Source organism: Chitinophaga eiseniae (assembly GCF_900167135.1).
In the GTDB taxonomy this organism is placed as follows: domain Bacteria; phylum Bacteroidota; class Bacteroidia; order Chitinophagales; family Chitinophagaceae; genus Chitinophaga; species Chitinophaga eiseniae.
In genome coordinates, this window is the sequence record NZ_FUWZ01000002.1 from 438,566 (window position 1) to 455,256 (window position 16,691).

The following is a 16,691-nucleotide window of genomic DNA, read 5'->3' on the forward strand; positions in this document are numbered from 1 at the left end:
CCATTCGGATTAGTTATTAGCTGCTTCCAGTAATTTCTTACCTTTTTCGATAGCCTGATCGATAGAACCTACAAGGTTGAAGGCTGCTTCAGGATATTCGTCCACTTCACCGTCCATGATCATGTTAAAGCCACGGATGGTTTCTTCGATCGGTACCAGTACACCTTTCAGACCGGTAAACTGTTCTGCCACGTGGAAAGGTTGTGACAGGAAACGTTGTACACGGCGGGCGCGGGATACCGTCAGTTTATCTTCGTCGCTCAGCTCGTCCAGGCCGAGGATGGCGATGATGTCCTGTAATTCTTTATAGCGCTGCAGGATTTGTTTCACACGTTGCGCACAGTTGTAGTGTGCTTCACCCACGATCGCCGGGGTGAGGATACGGGAAGTAGAATCCAGCGGGCTTACTGCCGGGTAGATACCAAGGTCGGAGATTTTACGGTCCAATACGGTGGTAGCGTCCAGGTGGGAGAAGGTAGTTGCCGGAGCAGGGTCGGTCAAGTCATCCGCAGGTACATATACCGCCTGTACGGAGGTAATGGAACCGTTTTTGGTAGAAGTGATACGTTCCTGCATCAGACCCATCTCAGTGGCAAGGGTTGGCTGGTAACCCACCGCAGAAGGCATACGGCCTAACAGCGCGGATACTTCGGAACCTGCCTGGGTGAAACGGAAGATGTTGTCTACGAAGAACAGGATATCACGGCCGCCACCTGCAGAGCCGTCACCATCACGGAAGTATTCCGCCAGGGTCAGACCGGACAGGGCCACACGCGCACGGGCTCCGGGAGGTTCGTTCATCTGACCGAACACAAAGGTTGCCTGTGACTGTTTCAGTAATTCTTTATCTACAGCGGTTACGTCCCAGTTTCCATGTTCCATGGATTCTATGAACTTAGGGCCATATTTTACGATGTTGGCTTCAATCATTTCACGCATCAGGTCATTACCTTCACGGGTACGCTCACCCACGCCGGCAAATACGGACAGACCTTCATAACCTTTTGCAATGTTGTTGATCAGCTCCTGGATCAATACGGTTTTACCTACACCCGCACCACCGAACAGACCGATTTTACCACCTTTTGCGTAAGGCTCGATCAGGTCAATTACTTTAATACCGGTGAACAGTACTTCGGTATCGGTAGCCAGGTCCTCAAATTTAGGCGGCTGGCGGTGAATGGGGTAACCGTTGTCAGTTGCGATATCACCCAGACCGTCGATAGCCTCACCTACCACATTGAACAAACGTCCTTTCACCTGGTCACCAATTGGCATTTTGATAGGTGCACCTTTGTCCACTACGGCCATTCCGCGAACCATACCATCAGTGGAGTCCATTGCCACGCAACGTACACTGTCCTCACCCAGGTGCTGTTGTACTTCTAATACTACTTTCTGACCATTTTCGCGGGTAATTTCCAATGCGTTGTAGATTTCGGGCAATTTGTCATCAAAGTGCACGTCCACCACGGGACCGATAATTTGTTTGATCTTACCTGTGTTAGGCATATTTTTAAAGAGGTTTATAAAATACTAAAAAGTTATTTCCTCAAAAACGATTACCAGAATCGTTTCTAAAATTTGGCGCAAAGGTAATAGTAAATGGGGGAAAATCAAAAAGCTATTGAGGAAAAAAAACCTTTTTAGGCCTCAATTTACAGGTTGTTTTCAGTTATCAACAGCCAAATTCGCGGCCAGACAACGCGGAATGTGTCAAATATAGATTTTTCAATATTTATAACTTCTCGCCCCTTTCTGCTCTGTTCCCTCCTCCGTTCATATAAAAATAATGCCCTTTTCTTTTATTGCTAACTATTTTTAGCGATTCCTCACATATATCTGACTATAATATGAAGAAAATGAACAATGAACTGTCACGCCGCAGCTTCCTGGGCAACCTGTCCAAAGCAGGTCTGCTCGGCGTCACAGGCCTGGCACCCCTCGCTGCCGGCGCCACCCGTAAAAGGGATACCACTACCACCACTGATGAGCCCGCCCACGCCTTCCTGTGCAAACCGTACCTGCAAATGCCCGCCCCCGATACCATCACGGTCATGTGGCTCACCTCCCGCCCCTGCTACAGCTGGGTGGAATACGGTACCGACGGCCAGCTCAACCAGAAAGCCCACAGCATAACGAAAGGACTGGTGGATGCCAACAACCAGCTCCACCGGATAGCACTATCCCACCTCGAACCCGGAAAACAATACAGTTACCGCGTGCTCTCCAGGGAAATCACCGATTTTCAGCCCTACAAACTTACCTACGGCAACACCCTCACCAGCGACACCTACACCTTCACTGCGCCCAACACGCAGGCGAAAGAAGTGTCCTGGCTCATGCTCAACGATATACACGACCGTCCCAAGTCCATCCCCCACCTGATGGGCCTCAACGGCAACGATCCTTACGATTTTGTGTTCTTCAACGGCGATATGTTTGATTATCAGTCCAACGAACAACAGATCATTGACCACCTGCTCTCCCCCTGCGGCGACACCTTTTCCACACAGAAACCTTTCATGTACGTGAGAGGTAACCACGAAACACGCGGCAAATACGCCCGTGAATGGCATCAGTACTTTGACAACCCGGGGCATGGCAGCTACTTTTCCTTTACCTGGGGCCCCGTACACGCCATCGTGCTCGACACGGGGGAAGACAAGGAAGACAGCGCCCCTGTATACGCCGGCATCGCCGACTTCGACGGCTACCGCGAAGAACAGGCACGCTGGCTGGAAAAACAACTGCAAAGCCCGGCCTATAAAAAGGCAAAACATAAAGTGGTACTGATGCACATCCCCCACTACCATGGCGGCGACTGGCACGGCGCGTCCCACTGCCGCCAGCTCTTTGGCCCGCTGTTCAATAAATACAAAATAGACCTGCTGGTATGCGGCCATACACACACCTATGGCGTGCACGCGCCTGTCTCCGGGCAGCATAACTACCCGCTGATCATCGGCGGAGGCCCGCAGGAAGGCAAACGCACGCTGATTAAAATAAAAGCCGATCAAAAGCAGCTCACCCTCACTATGCTGCGCGACGACGGAACGAAAGTCGGCGAGTACACCATTTAAGGATTGGGGGATTTACAATTTTTGGATGGATAAAAAAGAAGACCGTAGCGGGTTATAATCGCTCCGGTCTTCTTTTTTATCCATCCAAAAATTCCAAAATCGCACATCAAAAAATCCTAAAACAACTATGATGTTTTTATCATGGTCAGTACTTTCAGCAGCAGCCAGGCGCCCAGCGATGCCAGGCACAGACCGGCCATCAGCAACACATAATATTTCACGGTCCATTCGAGCGCTGTCTTAACTCTCGAATAAAACGGAATGCCCCGTTCCGCCGCACCTTCATACATGCTGAACTGTATGGTGCAAAACTCGTTTTCCACATCGAAGTTGCCCAGTTCCACGCCCAGCTCCTGTAGCTGCCGCTCCACTTCTGCAATTTTTTCGTGCAGCAATATACGTTCGTCAATCTTGCCGGGCTGAGAAGTCAGGCTGTTCAGCGACGCCAGGTTTTTCTCCATAGACACCTTGCTGGCATTGAGTTTCCGATACTCATTCGTTTTATCCACTTTGGTAATGCTGGTAGATTTGATGGTCCCGATTCTCTGGATAGCATAGTAGCAGGAATCAAATTTTTCCGGTGATACGCCAATCATCAACCGGAGATCGCGATTGCCCTTGTTGCCCGATTCCTGCTGGTACTGGATGATCGCGCCAAACTGACGGATGGTGCCATGCAGTTGCTTTTCATCTTCCGTAAAACTGGTGGAACGAGAGTTTACGTACGCTACTTTTTCATACTTCTGACTGGAGGCTGCCGGAACCGGGGCCACATCTCCTTTCAGCTGGATTTTTTTCTCAGAGGCATAGTTTTTTTGCTGTACCTGCGAGAGGAAACTCTCTTGCTGACCAACACTTTCGTTCGTGTAGGAGTACGTATAGCCATATAACAGGCGGAGCAGGAACATTACCACGAATAAAAGGACCAGCCAGGTAAAAATTCGTTTATACTTCAACGTTGGTAAAACGGACATGGGCATATAGGTTTTTGGGTAAGAAAAAAGCATTCAAAATTATGACAAAGGGGGGTTGGCAGTTAAACAAAATCTCACATGATGAAAATCATTCACACAGCAATAATACGCAATTCCTAAAACATTGGATCAGTACGACTTAGATTTAGGTAAATAAATTGGAATCATTTTTGCCTGATAGCAGTTGTAACGCTCTATCTGCAGCGAAAAGCGTTATAAAAATTTTAACAATTTTGTTTAACATTTCGCCTTAATGACTAACTGCATTTAGACCGCGTTTGAAACACCACACGATACTAGTAGCAGATCATTGAAGTATAAACCGGAACACGCAAAAACAAGCCATAGAATCTCCGCAAAGTCTAATAACAGCGAAACCAATCAGGACTAAAAAACAGGAGTATGAACAGATTAATTAAAAACACAGGATTATCTCTTTTACTTATATCCTTCTTTCTGGGTAGTTGCGCCAGCACATATTCAGCCTACAGCCCGGGACCACAGGTACAGGTGGGGGCTTCCATCTCTTTTTATGATGAATTGAGTCCCTACGGCCGGTGGATGAATTATCCCGGCTACAACCAGGTTTGGATACCTAACGCAGGAGCGGACTTCCGTCCTTACTACACCGGAGGGCACTGGGTTTACACCGATTATGGATGGACCTGGATGTCTGACTATTCCTGGGGATGGGCAGCTTTCCACTACGGCCGCTGGATGTTTGACGGCATGTATGGATGGATGTGGATACCCGGCAACGAATGGGGACCGGCATGGGTTGATTGGAGAAGTGGAGGAGATTATTACGGATGGGCGCCAATGGGGCCTTCTTCCTACCATATGCCGACTTCCTACTGGGCGTTTGTTCCCAGAAGATATATTGGCAGCCGGCAGATCAACAATTATTATATCAACAACAGCCGGAACACCACCATCATCAACAATACCACCATTATCAACAATAACTATGGTAATGGCAGGATATCCAGAGGTCCTAACGTAAGGGAAGTGGAACGGTATACCGGCAGCAATGTAAGACCTGTAAGAGTGGCTAATAGCGACAGACCCGGTGCCGGCAGGATACAAAACAACCAGTTGCAGATTTTCCGTCCGGATGCATCTTCCCTTAACAGGGGTGACGCCGGTAGGCCCAGCCGCGTAGTAAACGGCAACAACGGCAACATCAACAACGGTAACAACGGCAATAACAATAATAGCGGCCGCGTTTCCCGCGAACCGAACTATAACAACGGGAATAACAATAATAACAACACCAATAACCGCGGCGGTGTTCAGCCGGGATACGATCGTCCGTCCAGAGTACCGAATAACAATCAGCAACAGATACAACAGCAACAAATACAGCAACAACAGCAACAGCAACGGATACAACGGGACCAGCAGATACAGCGCGACCAGCAGATAAGGCAACAGCAGCAAATGGAACAACAGCAAAGGGCGCAGCGCGAACAACAACAGCAACAGATCCGTCAGCAACAGCAGGAACAACAGCAACAACAGCAAAGGATACAACGCGAACAGCAGATGCAACGCGATCAGCAGATGAGACAACAGCAACAACAAAGGGAACAACAGCAAAGGGCGCAGCGTGAACAGCAACAGCAGCAGATGCGCCAGCAGCAACAACAGCAACAACAGATGGAAAGAATACAACGTCAGCAACAGCAGCAACAACAGCAAATGCAAAGACAACAGCAACAACAACAGCAGCAGTCCCGTCCATCCCGCGGCGGAGAATCCGGTGGCGGTAATGGCGGCGGCAGTGGCAATGGAGAAAGGGTAAGAAGAGGTTAACCGATGTTGTAAACGAAACGATAAATCTGATTTCTTATTTTCAGGAAGGTTTCACCGTCATGGGTGGAACCTTTCTGCATTAAGCGCAGTTCCAGCGGCTGGTGTCCGTTGTGGTAGGGAGGCTGGTAATAGGGCTGATCAAAAGCCTGGTAACCCAGTCTTTCATAAAAAACGATACGACGTTTTGCTTGTTCCGTCAGTGGTGGCTCCACCTCCAAAACCAACGGGGCGAAACGTTTTTCCAGTTCTTCCATGATATGGGTTCCGATGCCGCCGCCGCGGGCAGACGCATGTACTGCCAGGTATTCCACAAAAGTATAATCCGGTAAAGGCCAGTAGCAAACAAATCCGGCAAAAGCGCCTTCTTTTTCCAGCCGCAGCATTTTCAGCTTGCCGCTGTCCAGCAGCGACAATACCACCGGCCAGTCCCGCCTTTCCTCATAGGGGAAAGCTTCTTCATACAGTTCTTTGATGGCCTCACCGGGGATAGCTACCTGTTGTAATGTGATCATGCGCCAAAGTTAAGGATTCTTCGGCGGGGAGGGCACGCACTCAAACGGGTCAGGGTTTCCGGCCGGCGCGGGTTTGCCGGCGGCCCAGCAGAAGTTCATCGCCTGACTGGTAACGCTCACCAGCTTTACGCTTACTTTGCTGCCTTTGCGGCTGTTGGAGGCAGCTACGCTTCGCTCACCTTTTTCGGGGATATTATTGATAGTGTATTGTTCCGTTTTAAACACCTCGCCGTTACTGCGCATATACTGCACCGTTACCACTGCATTATCGATCGGGTATTCTGTTTGATTGCGGACGGTGATACTGAGGTTTTTGATGCCGCCCAGGAAGCCGGTGCGGTAGTCGCTGTTGGTAACCGTGATAAACTGCTGCCAGTTGCGGCGGTAATAGGCCCGTCTTTCCACAAACTGCCCTGCCACCCGCTGCTGAACGTCCTGGTGGTCGTCGATCTGACGGCTTACATTATTACTTTGTTCCAGGCTTTTGCGCAGGTCGCGGTTTTCATTCCACAGTCGCTGGTTTTCCGTCAGTACTCTCCGTACTTCCGTTTGCTGCCGGCAATAGCCCAATGCGAGGATAATGGTGAATATACAGAGGATCAGAGGGACGATATAGTTTCGCTTCATAAGATATCAGCAGAAAAAATAATGCCAACGGCTGTTTTTCTTATTTTTGCGCAAATTTGCACAAATAGTATCCATGGAATTGATTTTAGTTGACAACGCCCAAAAAGCGGCGGAGTTTCTAGCAGTACACATCAGGCTAAACAAGGACGTACCTGGATGGATCAGACCACTGGACAAGGATATTGAAGCTGTTTTTGACCCTCAGAAGAACAAAGCGTTCCGATTCGGGGAGTGTGTACGGTGGATCATAAAAGACCAGCAGGGTAACCTGATCGGCAGAGTGGCCGCATTTGTAAATAAGAAGTACACCAATAAAGGGGACAAGGTGAAAGTGGGCGGTATGGGCTTCTTTGACTGTATCGACGACCAGGAGGCAGCCAACCTCTTATTCAACACCGCCAAACAATGGTTGCAGGAAAGGGGAATGGGCGCTATGGACGGGCCTATCAACTTCGGGGAGCGTAACAACTGGTGGGGGCTGCTGACGGAAGGTTATCATGAGCCCTTATACGCCATGAATTTCAACCCTGCCTATTATATCCGGCTGTTTGAAAATTATGGCTTCCGGCTGTTCTTTAACCAGATATGTTATGGTATGGGCTCCCGTGGGGAGCTGGCGGACAAGTTCTATTCCCGCCATGCCGCTATTAGCCAGGACCCGGATTTCTCCGCGCGGCATATTAAAAAGAACCAGCTGGAGAAGTTCGCCCAGGATTTCAGCATCGTCTACAACAAGGCCTGGGCCCAGCATGCAGGCGGCAAAGAAATGAACAAAGGACAGGTGCTGAGCCTTTTTAACCAGATGAAACCATTGATGGATGAGAAGATCGCCTGGTTTGCCTATTACAAAGACGAGCCGATAGCCATATGGCTTAACCTGCCGGACCTGAACCAGTATATCAAACACATGAAGGGAAAAATGAACTGGTGGGGTAAGCTGATTTTTGTCTGGATGAAGCTGACCAGGCAGTGTCACAAGATGGTAGGCATCATTTTCGGCGTTGTTCCTGAGTTCCAGGGCAAGGGGGTAGATGCCTATCTTATCGTGGAGGGCGCTAAAGTGATACAACCCAGAAGCATGCCTTATGAATCCTATGAAATGCAGTGGATTGGCGATTTTAATCCCCGTATGCTGAATGTGGCGGCCAGCCTGGGCGCCACCCCGTCGAGGAGGCTGACCACCTACCGCTATATGTTTGACCCTAATGTCCCGGTAGAAAGACATCCGATACTGGAATAATACGCTAAACGATATCGCCCGGCGCCATCTGGCAGCCGGGCTTTTTATTTCCGGAAACCTTTTCATGACAACTTCACACCTCCATTTCGCTTCCCTTCCGCCACAGCACGGCCTTCAGCGGCATCATACCAATATCCGGCACTACCGTTGGCCGTAATAAATCCCTGAATATTGGTTATATTTAAATCCCTTTTACAGCGGCTATCGTATTTAACCTGATGTTTTGTTATGACCAACTTATATCCTGCAAGTCCAGGGATTAATGATCCCGCGGTCTTTCAACCCACGGCAGCGTTTAGGCTACAGATAGTAAAAGTGATTGGTTTTATATTGCTCTTTTTTCTGTTGTACGTATTGGTATTATTAACAGCCGTAGCGCTGGGCGCAGCCTTTGTTACAGCCGGTATAGCCCTTACCGGATATCATCCCGGTATCTTTACCTTTATTGCCGGCCCTGTATTGATCATACTGGGCGGACTGATGATATTTTTGCTGGTACGGTTTCTCTTTTACCGGCGGGCGCCGGTAAACCCTTACCGTGCCCCTATTGATGCTGATGATCATCCCCGGTTATTTGATTTTATTTCGAAGCTGGTGCAGGAAACCCGTATCCGTTTTCCGGAGAAAGTGTTTGTGGTGCCGGAAGTAAATGTTTCCGTCTTTTACAACTCCAGCTTTTTCAATTTGTTATGGCCTGGCCGGATGAACCTGGAAATCGGGCTGGGGCTGGTGAACTGTGTCAATATCAGCGAGTTTAAAATGGTGCTGACACAGGAATTTGCGCATTTCTCCAGGCGCAGTATGAAATTCGGCAGCTATGCCTATATGTGGAACAAGGTCTTGTATAATATGCTGTACGAAAACGACAGCTGGAACGACCTCGCCATGCGATGGAGCCACAATGGCGGACTGACGGGATTTTTCGCCCATGTGACCACCATGGTGGTCAACAGCATCCGGTTCTTACTCCGTAAACTTTACCGGCTTATCAACCGGCAATATCTTGAGCTGAGCCGGGAGATGGAATTCCAGGCAGATGCGCTGGCCGTGTCGCTGGCAGGCACCGAAGCTGCTGTGAGCGGCGGCCGCCGGGTGGAAATGGGCACCTATTGCCTGGACCACTGCATGCATAAGCTGTCTGACCTGGAAACAGACGGGCAGCGGTTCAGGAACATCTTCCATGTTCACCGCGCCGTCATCGATTATTATGTCCGGCAGAACCACCTGGAAACCGACACGGCGGGGCTGCCACTGATACCTGATAGCTATTTCCACACTTTTCTGAAAAGCCGGGTACAGCTGCGGGAACAATGGACCACCCACCCTACGCGGGAAGACCGCGAGCAACGCTATCTCGCTGCCGGTATCCGTTGTGAGCAGGTTACCGCCAGCGCGTGGCAGTTATTCAATAACCCTGAACTGTTACAGGAACAAAGCACCCGTCAGGTATACGATGTGCTGTCACCGGGATGTAGCGGCGACACCATCAGCCCTGCCGAGTTCGTAGCCGCGCTCACCCACCGGCACCGCCTGTACGAATACCCTGCCGCTTTTCATGATTATTATGATAACCGGGCGTTTACCGCTGTTAATACGGAAGATGAGCGGGCACTGTCTGCCACCGGTGTTACCGATATGGCGCAGCTGTATCATCCGGACGTGGTATGGCGGATCAGGAGCTATTACCGGGACAAACAGGACGTAGAAACATTGCAGGCCATCGCTACGGGGCAGTTTCAGACCCGTGTCTTTGAGTTTGACGGGCAGCCGCAGAAAGCTTCCGATGCCCGGGAGCTGGCCCGGCGACTGGCCGGACAGGTAGCCGAAGAGCAACGCTGGCTACAGCAGCACGACCAGCAGGCGTATTCCTATCATTACCGGCGGGCGTTGGCCAGGGGGCCGGAGGCTGTCCGGCTGCTGACGACCCGGTATCAGCAGATATTGATGCACCAGGAGTTCGCCAACCGGTTGAACGACCAGGTGATCAGGGTGATCCATGCTATCAGCCAGGTTTTCAATGCCGGGCATGACGCCATTGCCATGCTGGAGCCGTGGATGGAAGAGTTGCGGGCCGAATGCTGGCGGTTCCGCCGGTTGTTGCATGAGGTGACCAGTTCTCCCGGATATACCAGTTGCCTTTCTCCGGAGGTGTATGACAAAGTGCAGCGGTTTGCCGCGCAGGATTGTATTTTTATGCAGGACCAGGTGCCGGATTATGTGGCCTTGCAGGAGTTGCACGAAATCATTTCCACCGTGATGGAACAGTATAACAACAGCAATATCCTGCTCCGGAAATCCTTCCTGGAGTTTTTGCTGACCATGGAGCCGGAAGGCTGAGTTGAAAGCCGCGCTGATGGCTTCCATTTTTCTCTTACTGAATTTGTGCGTATTTTCGACGCTCGCGAAAGCGTTGCAGTCATATGGAGAATTTTATCGTTTCAGCCCGTAAATACCGTCCGCAGAACTTTTCAACAGTTGTAGGACAAGCACATATCACCACCACGCTCAAGAATGCCATCCGCAATAATCAGCTGGCGCACGCTTTCCTGTTCTGCGGGCCACGCGGCGTAGGGAAGACCACCTGTGCCCGTATTCTGGCTAAAACCATTAACTGTGAGAATCTCCAGCCTGATGGGGAAGCCTGTAATGAATGTCATTCCTGTAAATCCTTCAACGAGGGCAGCTCTTTCAACATTCATGAGCTGGATGCCGCTTCCAACAACTCGGTAGACGATATCCGGACGCTGGTGGAGCAGGTACGTTTTTCTCCGCAGGCAGGCAAATACAAGATCTATATTATAGATGAGGTGCACATGCTGAGTTCCTCTGCCTTCAATGCGTTCCTGAAAACGCTGGAGGAGCCGCCTTCCTATGCGATCTTTATCCTGGCCACCACGGAGAAACACAAGATATTACCGACCATCCTGAGCCGGTGCCAGATATTTGATTTCAAGCGTATTACCATACAGGATACGGTAGACCACCTGAAAGAGATCTGTGAGAAAGAGCATATCCAGGCTGATGCCGATGCGCTGCATCTGGTAGCCCAGAAGACGGACGGCTGCATGCGCGACTCGCTGAGCACGCTGGACAAGATCGTCAGCTTTACCAGCGGGCATCTTACCTATCAGAATACGCTGGAGCACCTGAACATCCTGGATTACGATTATTTCTTCCGGATCATGGACGCTGTACTACAGCAGGACGTGTCCACGGCCCTGTTAATATTTGATGAAATTTTACAGAAAGGGTTTGAGGGGGACAACTTCCTGAACGGCTGGGCCGAATTCCTGCGCAACCTGTTGCTCAGTAAAGAGGAGAAAGCTTTACACCTGGTAGAAGTGTCCGGCAACCTGAAAGACCGTTATAAACAATTATCCGGCAAAATCAGTCCGGCCTACCTGATTACCGCCCTTCACCTGCTCAATGATACGGAGATCAACTACCGGTTGGCCCGTAACAAGCGCCTGCATGTGGAGATGGCGCTGATCAAGCTTTGTTACCTGCAGCAGGCTGTCAGCCTGGTGAGCGATGAGCATAACGGGGAGGTGTTAAAAAAAAAGCTGGTAGCTGACGGTACGCCGCCACAGCGGTTAAGGGCCCCCGGCCCGCAGCCCGCTGCTTCCAAACCGGCTACTACTGCCAGTATAGCGGCCCAGTCACCCGAAACTGCGCGACTGACCGTAGACAGTACGCCCGTTGCTACCGCTCAGACACAGCCGCAGACGCAGACACAGACACAGACGCAAGCACAGGCACAGGCACCAGCCGCGGCCAATCCCGGCCAGACCGCCAGTCCAGCCGCTACCGGAATGAATACCGGAGCGCCCGCGGGGCATTCAGCCGACAGTACTTCCATCGCCCATAACCCGGCCGCACCTGCCCGTCCTGCTCCGGCAGCCACCAGTGCCACGCCCGTGACCCCGCAAAATACGCAGACGACAGCTTATGCCACCGGCAGCCAGCCGGGTGCCGCTACAGCTGCTGCCAAACCAGCCACGCCCGCCAGTAAGCTGACCGGACTGGCAGCGATGAAAGAGGCGCTGGCCGCCAAACAGCAAACCAGTGCGCAGGTACAGAGTATTCCGCTAACAGCCGGCGCCCTGGAGGTTTATTGGGAGGAGTTCATTGACCGGTTCCGCCAGGCCAACAAGATGACAGTGGTGAGCAACCTGGCACTGGCCGTATTGAAGTTGCTGGGCGCTACCGAGATCGGCATTGTGAGCCGCAATATTGTGCAGCACCGGTTCATGGAAGAGGAGAAAATGGCGATTTCCGAGTTTTTCAAGCAGAAATTCAATAATCCGACCCTTGTGCTGACCCTCCAGCTGGACGAGAGCCAGCAGGTACAGGACCTGGGCCCTGCGCCACTTTCCAGCAGGGAACAGTTCCAGCATATGTCAGAGAAATATCCGCTGGTAAAAGAGTTAAAAGACCGGCTTAATATGGAGCTTGATTTTTAATTGCGTTCCACTTATTATATCTTAACGATCATTAGACATTTTTAAACCGATTAGCATTCCTTCTTTGCGTTTTTGCGCAAAAACATGTAGGTTTGAGCAAAATTTTTAATAAACACTATGGCAGAAGTTATCAGAATGCCCCTCCTGAGTGATACGATGACGGAAGGGGTGATTGCGGAATGGCATAAAAAGGTGGGCGATCAAGTAAAGGCAGACGATGTTATTGCTGAAGTGGAGACAGACAAGGCGACGATGGAAGTAATAGGCTACGTAGAGGGCACGTTACTGTACATTGGTGTGGAAAAAGGCAAGGCAGCCAAAGTGAATGGTATTATCGCCATTGTTGGTAAACCAGGCGAAGATTATAAGCCTTTGCTGGAGGGAAATTCCGGCGATACCGCTGCGGCACCTGCCCAGCAAGCCGCTGCACCGGCACCACAAGCTGCACCGGCCGCCGCCGCGCCTGCTGCTGATGATGCTGCATTAAAAGAAGCACTGAAAAATGCGTCTGTTATCCGTATGCCCCTGCTGAGCGATACGATGACAGAAGGAAAGATAGTTGCCTGGAATAAAAAAGTAGGCGACGTAGTAAAAAGCGATGACGTACTGGCAGAAGTAGAGACCGACAAAGCTACCATGGAAGTGATAGGTTATGCGGACGGTACACTGCTGTATGTTGGCGTAAAAGAAGGAGAAGCCGCCAAGGTAAACGGCATTATCGCTATCGTGGGCAAGCCGGGCACTAATGTGGACGCGATCCTGGCGGGCGAGAACGCCGCTCCTGCCAAAGCAGCGCCTGCTGAAGCTGCTGCTCCCGCTGCCACCAGCGCAGCTGCATCTGCCGAAGCGCCTGCTGCCGCCACTTCTTCCGATGGCCGCGTGAAAGCGTCCCCGCTGGCACGTAAACTGGCTGCTGAAAAAGGAATCGATATCAACCAGGTTGCCGGTTCCGGCGACAATGGCCGTATCGTGAAAAAAGATGTGGACAACTTCGTACCGGCCGCTGCTCCTGCTGCCAAAACCGGTGCTGCTGCTCCGTCCGCCCCTGCTTTCGTACCTGCCGGCCAGGAAGGTTACACCGATACGCCGCTTTCACAGATGCGTAAGGTGATTGCCAAACGCCTGAGCGAAAGTAAATTTACAGCACCTCACTTCTACCTGAAAATAGATGTGAATATGGATAAAGCCATGGATGCCCGTAAAGCAATTAACGAGGTATCTCCGGTGAAAATCTCCTTTAATGATATGGTGATCAAGGCCTGCGCCCTGGCACTGCGTCAGCATCCGGATGTGAACAGCAGCTGGATGGGTGACTTTATCCGCCACAACCAGCACGTACATATCGGTTCCGCCGTAGCCATCGAAGACGGCCTGATTGTACCGGTGATCCGTTTTGCAGACCAGAAAACACTGAGCCAGATCGCCGGTGAAGCCAAAGGCCTGTACGACAAAGCTAAAAACAAAAAACTGCAACCTCAGGACTTCAGCGGTAACACCTTCACCGTTTCCAACCTGGGTATGCTGGGCATCGACGAGTTCACCGCCATCATCAACCCACCGGATTCCGCTATCCTCGCTGTAGGTGGCATCAAAGAAACCGCTATCGTTGAAAAAGGCCAGGTGAAAATCGCCAATATCATGAAACTGACCCTCAGCTGCGACCACAGAAGCGTGGACGGAGCCGTAGGCGCCCGTTTCCTGGCTACCCTGAAGACTTACCTGGAAAATCCGGTAACCATGCTGGTGTAGTACCTGATACGAACTTGTTTATTATGAATATAAATGAAGACCGGAGCGGATGCCCCGGTCTTTGTTTTTTAGGGAATAGAGCCGGAGAATGGCCGGAGAAGTGTTACGGATTCCTGGCGTCGGTCTTTCTTTTTTAGGGGAATGGAGCCCCGGGGCTTATACCTGGGGTTACTATGTTATTCAGGCTATTTTCCCCGTTACACCACTTCCCATATTTTGTTTCATAAACTTTTGAAAGTTCAAAAACTTGGTGTATTTTTGAGGCACAACAAATCAGAACCTACATGAATTTAGTGGATGCAAAAGCGCAGTTTATTCAAACCTGGGGATCACTGGGAGCACAATGGGGTATCAACCGCACCATGGCCCAGATCCATGCGTTATTGCTGGTGATGCCTGACCCGTTGAGCGCCGATGATATTATGGCGGAGCTGAATATCTCCCGCGGTAATACCAATATGAACGTGCGGGAGCTGATTAACTGGGGACTGGTGGAGCGCGTACTGATCCCGGGAGAGCGCAAGGAGTTCTTCGTGGCGGAAAAAGATATCTGGAAAGTAGCCACTTATATCGCCCGGGAAAGGAAAAAACGGGAGCTGGACCCAATCATGAAAGTACTGATGCAGCTGCAACAGGCTGAAGGTGATCCCAAAGACAGAGAACTGAAAGCTTTCAAGGACTCCATTTCCAATATCAATAAGTTTGCCCAGCAAACAGATAAAACCATTAGTGCTTTCATTAAATCGGAAGAGAACTGGTTTTACAGCAGCCTGCTTAAGCTTATCAAGTAGGCTTATTTTTTTGCCATTATATTTCAATATTTCCTGAAAGTTCTGAACTATAAAACAATAAAAAATGAAAAACAAGCGCATTATCATAGCCGGAGGCACGGGTTTCATCGGGCATGGACTTGTGGAATATTTCGGGGCAGACAACGACATCGTAATCCTGACGCGCCAGCCGCAGCCTGGCAACGGGCGGGTACAGTATATAGCGTGGGACGGCCGTACCCGGGGCGACTGGGCCGCTGCGCTGGAAGGCGCTGATTTGCTGATCAATCTGACGGGCAGGAGTGTCAACTGCCGCTACAACGAAACCAACCGGCAGGCCATTTTTAACAGTCGTACAGATGCCACCCGTGTCCTGGGCGAAGTAGTGCAAACGCTGGAGAAGCCGCCGCAGCTGTGGGTTAACGCGGCCAGCGCCACCATTTACCGTCATGCAGAAGACCGTCCGATGGACGAATTTACCGGGGAAATAGCCAATGACTTTTCCGTGCAGGTATGTAAGCGCTGGGAAACCACCTTTAACGAAATAACGTTGCCGCATACACGGAAAATCATTCTGCGTATAGGCGTTACCCTTGGGTGGCAGCCCGGCGGCGTGATGCATCCCTACCTGAATCTGGTGAAGTTCGGGCTGGGCGGGTATCAGGGCAGCGGCCGGCAGATGTTTACCTGGGTGCACATCAATGATGTATGCCGCATGATCCGCTGGTTGTACGACAACGACAGCACCAGCGGCGTATACAACTGTACCGCCCCTCATCCGGTGCCTAACCGCACCTTTATGCGACTGCTCCGTAAAACGGCCGGCCATCTGTTTGGGCTGCCGGCGCCGGCGCCCCTGCTGAGCATCGGTGCTGCGCTTATCGGCACGGAAACTGAGCTGCTGCTCAAAAGCAGGTGGGTATTGCCCACCCGTGCCCTGCAGGAGGGCTTTGTTTTTCAGTTTCCCGTTCTGGAAACGGCCTTCCCCGACATCCTGGCCCATATGCCCCGAAGCGCTTACCACTTGTTTTGAAATTCGTACCTTAGGTATATGGAAACCACCAACGATAAGAAACTGACCGTCGTGCTGGGCGCATCACCCAACCCGGAACGATACAGCTACCTGGCGGTGAACCGGCTGACCGCTCACGGCCACCCGGTGGTCGCTATCGGTAAAAGAGCCGCTACTATCGGAGCAGTACCGGTCATCACAACACATCCTCCACTGGAAAATGTAGACACCGTGACTTTGTACATGAACCCGCTCCTGCAGAAGGAATACTACGACTATATCCTGCAGCTGCGGCCCCGGCGCATTATATTCAATCCCGGAACTGAAAACGATGAACTGGAGGAACTGGCGCGGCAGCATGATATCAGGCCGCAGGAAGCCTGCACCCTCGTGTTGTTGAGCACCGGACAGTATTAATCCGCAGGCACACATCTCCCGAAAAAAAA

The 16,691-nt window shown here is 51.1% G+C and carries 13 protein-coding genes; 9 read left to right on the top strand and 4 right to left on the bottom strand.

The features are described 5' to 3' along the window. Positions 1-9: 9 nt before the first annotated feature. Positions 10-1,512, bottom strand: a complete 1,503-nt coding sequence (atpD, locus tag B5D63_RS11305; protein WP_078668920.1) for a F0F1 ATP synthase subunit beta — start codon at positions 1,510-1,512, stop codon at positions 10-12. A 341-nt stretch (positions 1,513-1,853) separates the two neighbouring features. Here atpD and B5D63_RS11310 point away from each other — a divergent pair, with 341 nt between their 5' ends. After that, positions 1,854-3,083 (top strand): purple acid phosphatase family protein, encoded by a 1,230-nt coding sequence (locus tag B5D63_RS11310; RefSeq protein WP_200816986.1) that lies wholly within the window; start codon positions 1,854-1,856, stop codon positions 3,081-3,083. A 125-nt stretch (positions 3,084-3,208) separates the two neighbouring features. On the opposite strand, the gene B5D63_RS11315 is transcribed toward B5D63_RS11310, so the two are convergent. Continuing rightward, positions 3,209-4,057, bottom strand: coding sequence for a DUF4349 domain-containing protein (locus B5D63_RS11315; RefSeq protein ID WP_078670280.1), 849 nt, complete (start codon positions 4,055-4,057; stop codon positions 3,209-3,211). Positions 4,058-4,459: 402 nt separating this feature from the next. Between B5D63_RS11315 and B5D63_RS34635 the strand changes: the two genes are divergently transcribed. Beyond that, positions 4,460-5,872, top strand: a complete 1,413-nt coding sequence (locus B5D63_RS34635) for a DUF6600 domain-containing protein (protein WP_143312873.1) — start codon at positions 4,460-4,462, stop codon at positions 5,870-5,872. Here the strand turns inward: B5D63_RS34635 and B5D63_RS11325 are convergent. After that, positions 5,869-6,384 (bottom strand): GNAT family N-acetyltransferase, encoded by a 516-nt coding sequence (locus B5D63_RS11325; protein WP_078668922.1) that lies wholly within the window; start codon positions 6,382-6,384, stop codon positions 5,869-5,871. The two genes, B5D63_RS34635 and B5D63_RS11325, sit on opposite strands and share 4 nt — an antisense overlap. Positions 6,385-6,393: 9 nt before the next feature. After that, positions 6,394-7,011: a hypothetical protein gene (locus B5D63_RS11330; RefSeq protein WP_078668923.1), complete on the bottom strand. Its 618-nt coding sequence runs from the start codon at positions 7,009-7,011 to the stop codon at positions 6,394-6,396. 73 nt (positions 7,012-7,084) lie between these two features. Between B5D63_RS11330 and B5D63_RS11335 the strand changes: the two genes are divergently transcribed. From B5D63_RS11335 to B5D63_RS11365, 7 genes are all read left to right on the top strand, one after another. Further along, the gene (locus B5D63_RS11335; protein ID WP_078670281.1) at positions 7,085-8,251 is read left to right on the top strand and encodes a hypothetical protein; all 1,167 of its coding nucleotides are present in this window, start codon (positions 7,085-7,087) and stop codon (positions 8,249-8,251) included. Positions 8,252-8,479: 228 nt separating this feature from the next. Further along, positions 8,480-10,588: a M48 family metallopeptidase gene (locus B5D63_RS11340; protein WP_143312874.1), complete on the top strand. Its 2,109-nt coding sequence runs from the start codon at positions 8,480-8,482 to the stop codon at positions 10,586-10,588. Between the two features lie 83 nt (positions 10,589-10,671). Further along, complete coding sequence (locus B5D63_RS11345) at positions 10,672-12,714, top strand: DNA polymerase III subunit gamma/tau (protein ID WP_078668925.1); 2,043 nt, start codon at positions 10,672-10,674, stop codon at positions 12,712-12,714. 117 nt (positions 12,715-12,831) lie between these two features. Continuing rightward, entirely contained in the window at positions 12,832-14,463 is a 1,632-nt protein-coding gene (locus B5D63_RS11350) for a pyruvate dehydrogenase complex dihydrolipoamide acetyltransferase (RefSeq protein ID WP_078668926.1), read from the top strand. Between the two features lie 284 nt (positions 14,464-14,747). Beyond that, positions 14,748-15,254, top strand: coding sequence for a GbsR/MarR family transcriptional regulator (locus B5D63_RS11355; RefSeq protein ID WP_078668927.1), 507 nt, complete (start codon positions 14,748-14,750; stop codon positions 15,252-15,254). A 64-nt stretch (positions 15,255-15,318) separates the two neighbouring features. After that, positions 15,319-16,266: a TIGR01777 family oxidoreductase gene (locus B5D63_RS11360; RefSeq protein ID WP_078668928.1), complete on the top strand. Its 948-nt coding sequence runs from the start codon at positions 15,319-15,321 to the stop codon at positions 16,264-16,266. An 18-nt stretch (positions 16,267-16,284) separates the two neighbouring features. Beyond that, positions 16,285-16,662, top strand: coding sequence for a CoA-binding protein (locus B5D63_RS11365; RefSeq protein WP_078668929.1), 378 nt, complete (start codon positions 16,285-16,287; stop codon positions 16,660-16,662). Positions 16,663-16,691: the final 29 nt, after the last annotated feature.

What these genes read in the sequence shown, in the direction of transcription:
- atpD (WP_078668920.1), bottom strand. Translation starts at nt 1,512, where the DNA reads ATGCCTAACACAGGTAAGATCAAACAAATTATCGGTCCCGTGGTGGAC.
- B5D63_RS11310 (WP_200816986.1), top strand. Translation starts at nt 1,854, where the DNA reads ATGAAGAAAATGAACAATGAACTGTCACGCCGCAGCTTCCTGGGCAAC.
- B5D63_RS11315 (WP_078670280.1), bottom strand. Translation starts at nt 4,057, where the DNA reads ATGTCCGTTTTACCAACGTTGAAGTATAAACGAATTTTTACCTGGCTG.
- B5D63_RS34635 (WP_143312873.1), top strand. Translation starts at nt 4,460, where the DNA reads ATGAACAGATTAATTAAAAACACAGGATTATCTCTTTTACTTATATCC.
- B5D63_RS11325 (WP_078668922.1), bottom strand. Translation starts at nt 6,384, where the DNA reads ATGATCACATTACAACAGGTAGCTATCCCCGGTGAGGCCATCAAAGAA.
- B5D63_RS11330 (WP_078668923.1), bottom strand. Translation starts at nt 7,011, where the DNA reads ATGAAGCGAAACTATATCGTCCCTCTGATCCTCTGTATATTCACCATT.
- B5D63_RS11335 (WP_078670281.1), top strand. Translation starts at nt 7,085, where the DNA reads ATGGAATTGATTTTAGTTGACAACGCCCAAAAAGCGGCGGAGTTTCTA.
- B5D63_RS11340 (WP_143312874.1), top strand. Translation starts at nt 8,480, where the DNA reads ATGACCAACTTATATCCTGCAAGTCCAGGGATTAATGATCCCGCGGTC.
- B5D63_RS11345 (WP_078668925.1), top strand. Translation starts at nt 10,672, where the DNA reads ATGGAGAATTTTATCGTTTCAGCCCGTAAATACCGTCCGCAGAACTTT.
- B5D63_RS11350 (WP_078668926.1), top strand. Translation starts at nt 12,832, where the DNA reads ATGGCAGAAGTTATCAGAATGCCCCTCCTGAGTGATACGATGACGGAA.
- B5D63_RS11355 (WP_078668927.1), top strand. Translation starts at nt 14,748, where the DNA reads ATGAATTTAGTGGATGCAAAAGCGCAGTTTATTCAAACCTGGGGATCA.
- B5D63_RS11360 (WP_078668928.1), top strand. Translation starts at nt 15,319, where the DNA reads ATGAAAAACAAGCGCATTATCATAGCCGGAGGCACGGGTTTCATCGGG.
- B5D63_RS11365 (WP_078668929.1), top strand. Translation starts at nt 16,285, where the DNA reads ATGGAAACCACCAACGATAAGAAACTGACCGTCGTGCTGGGCGCATCA.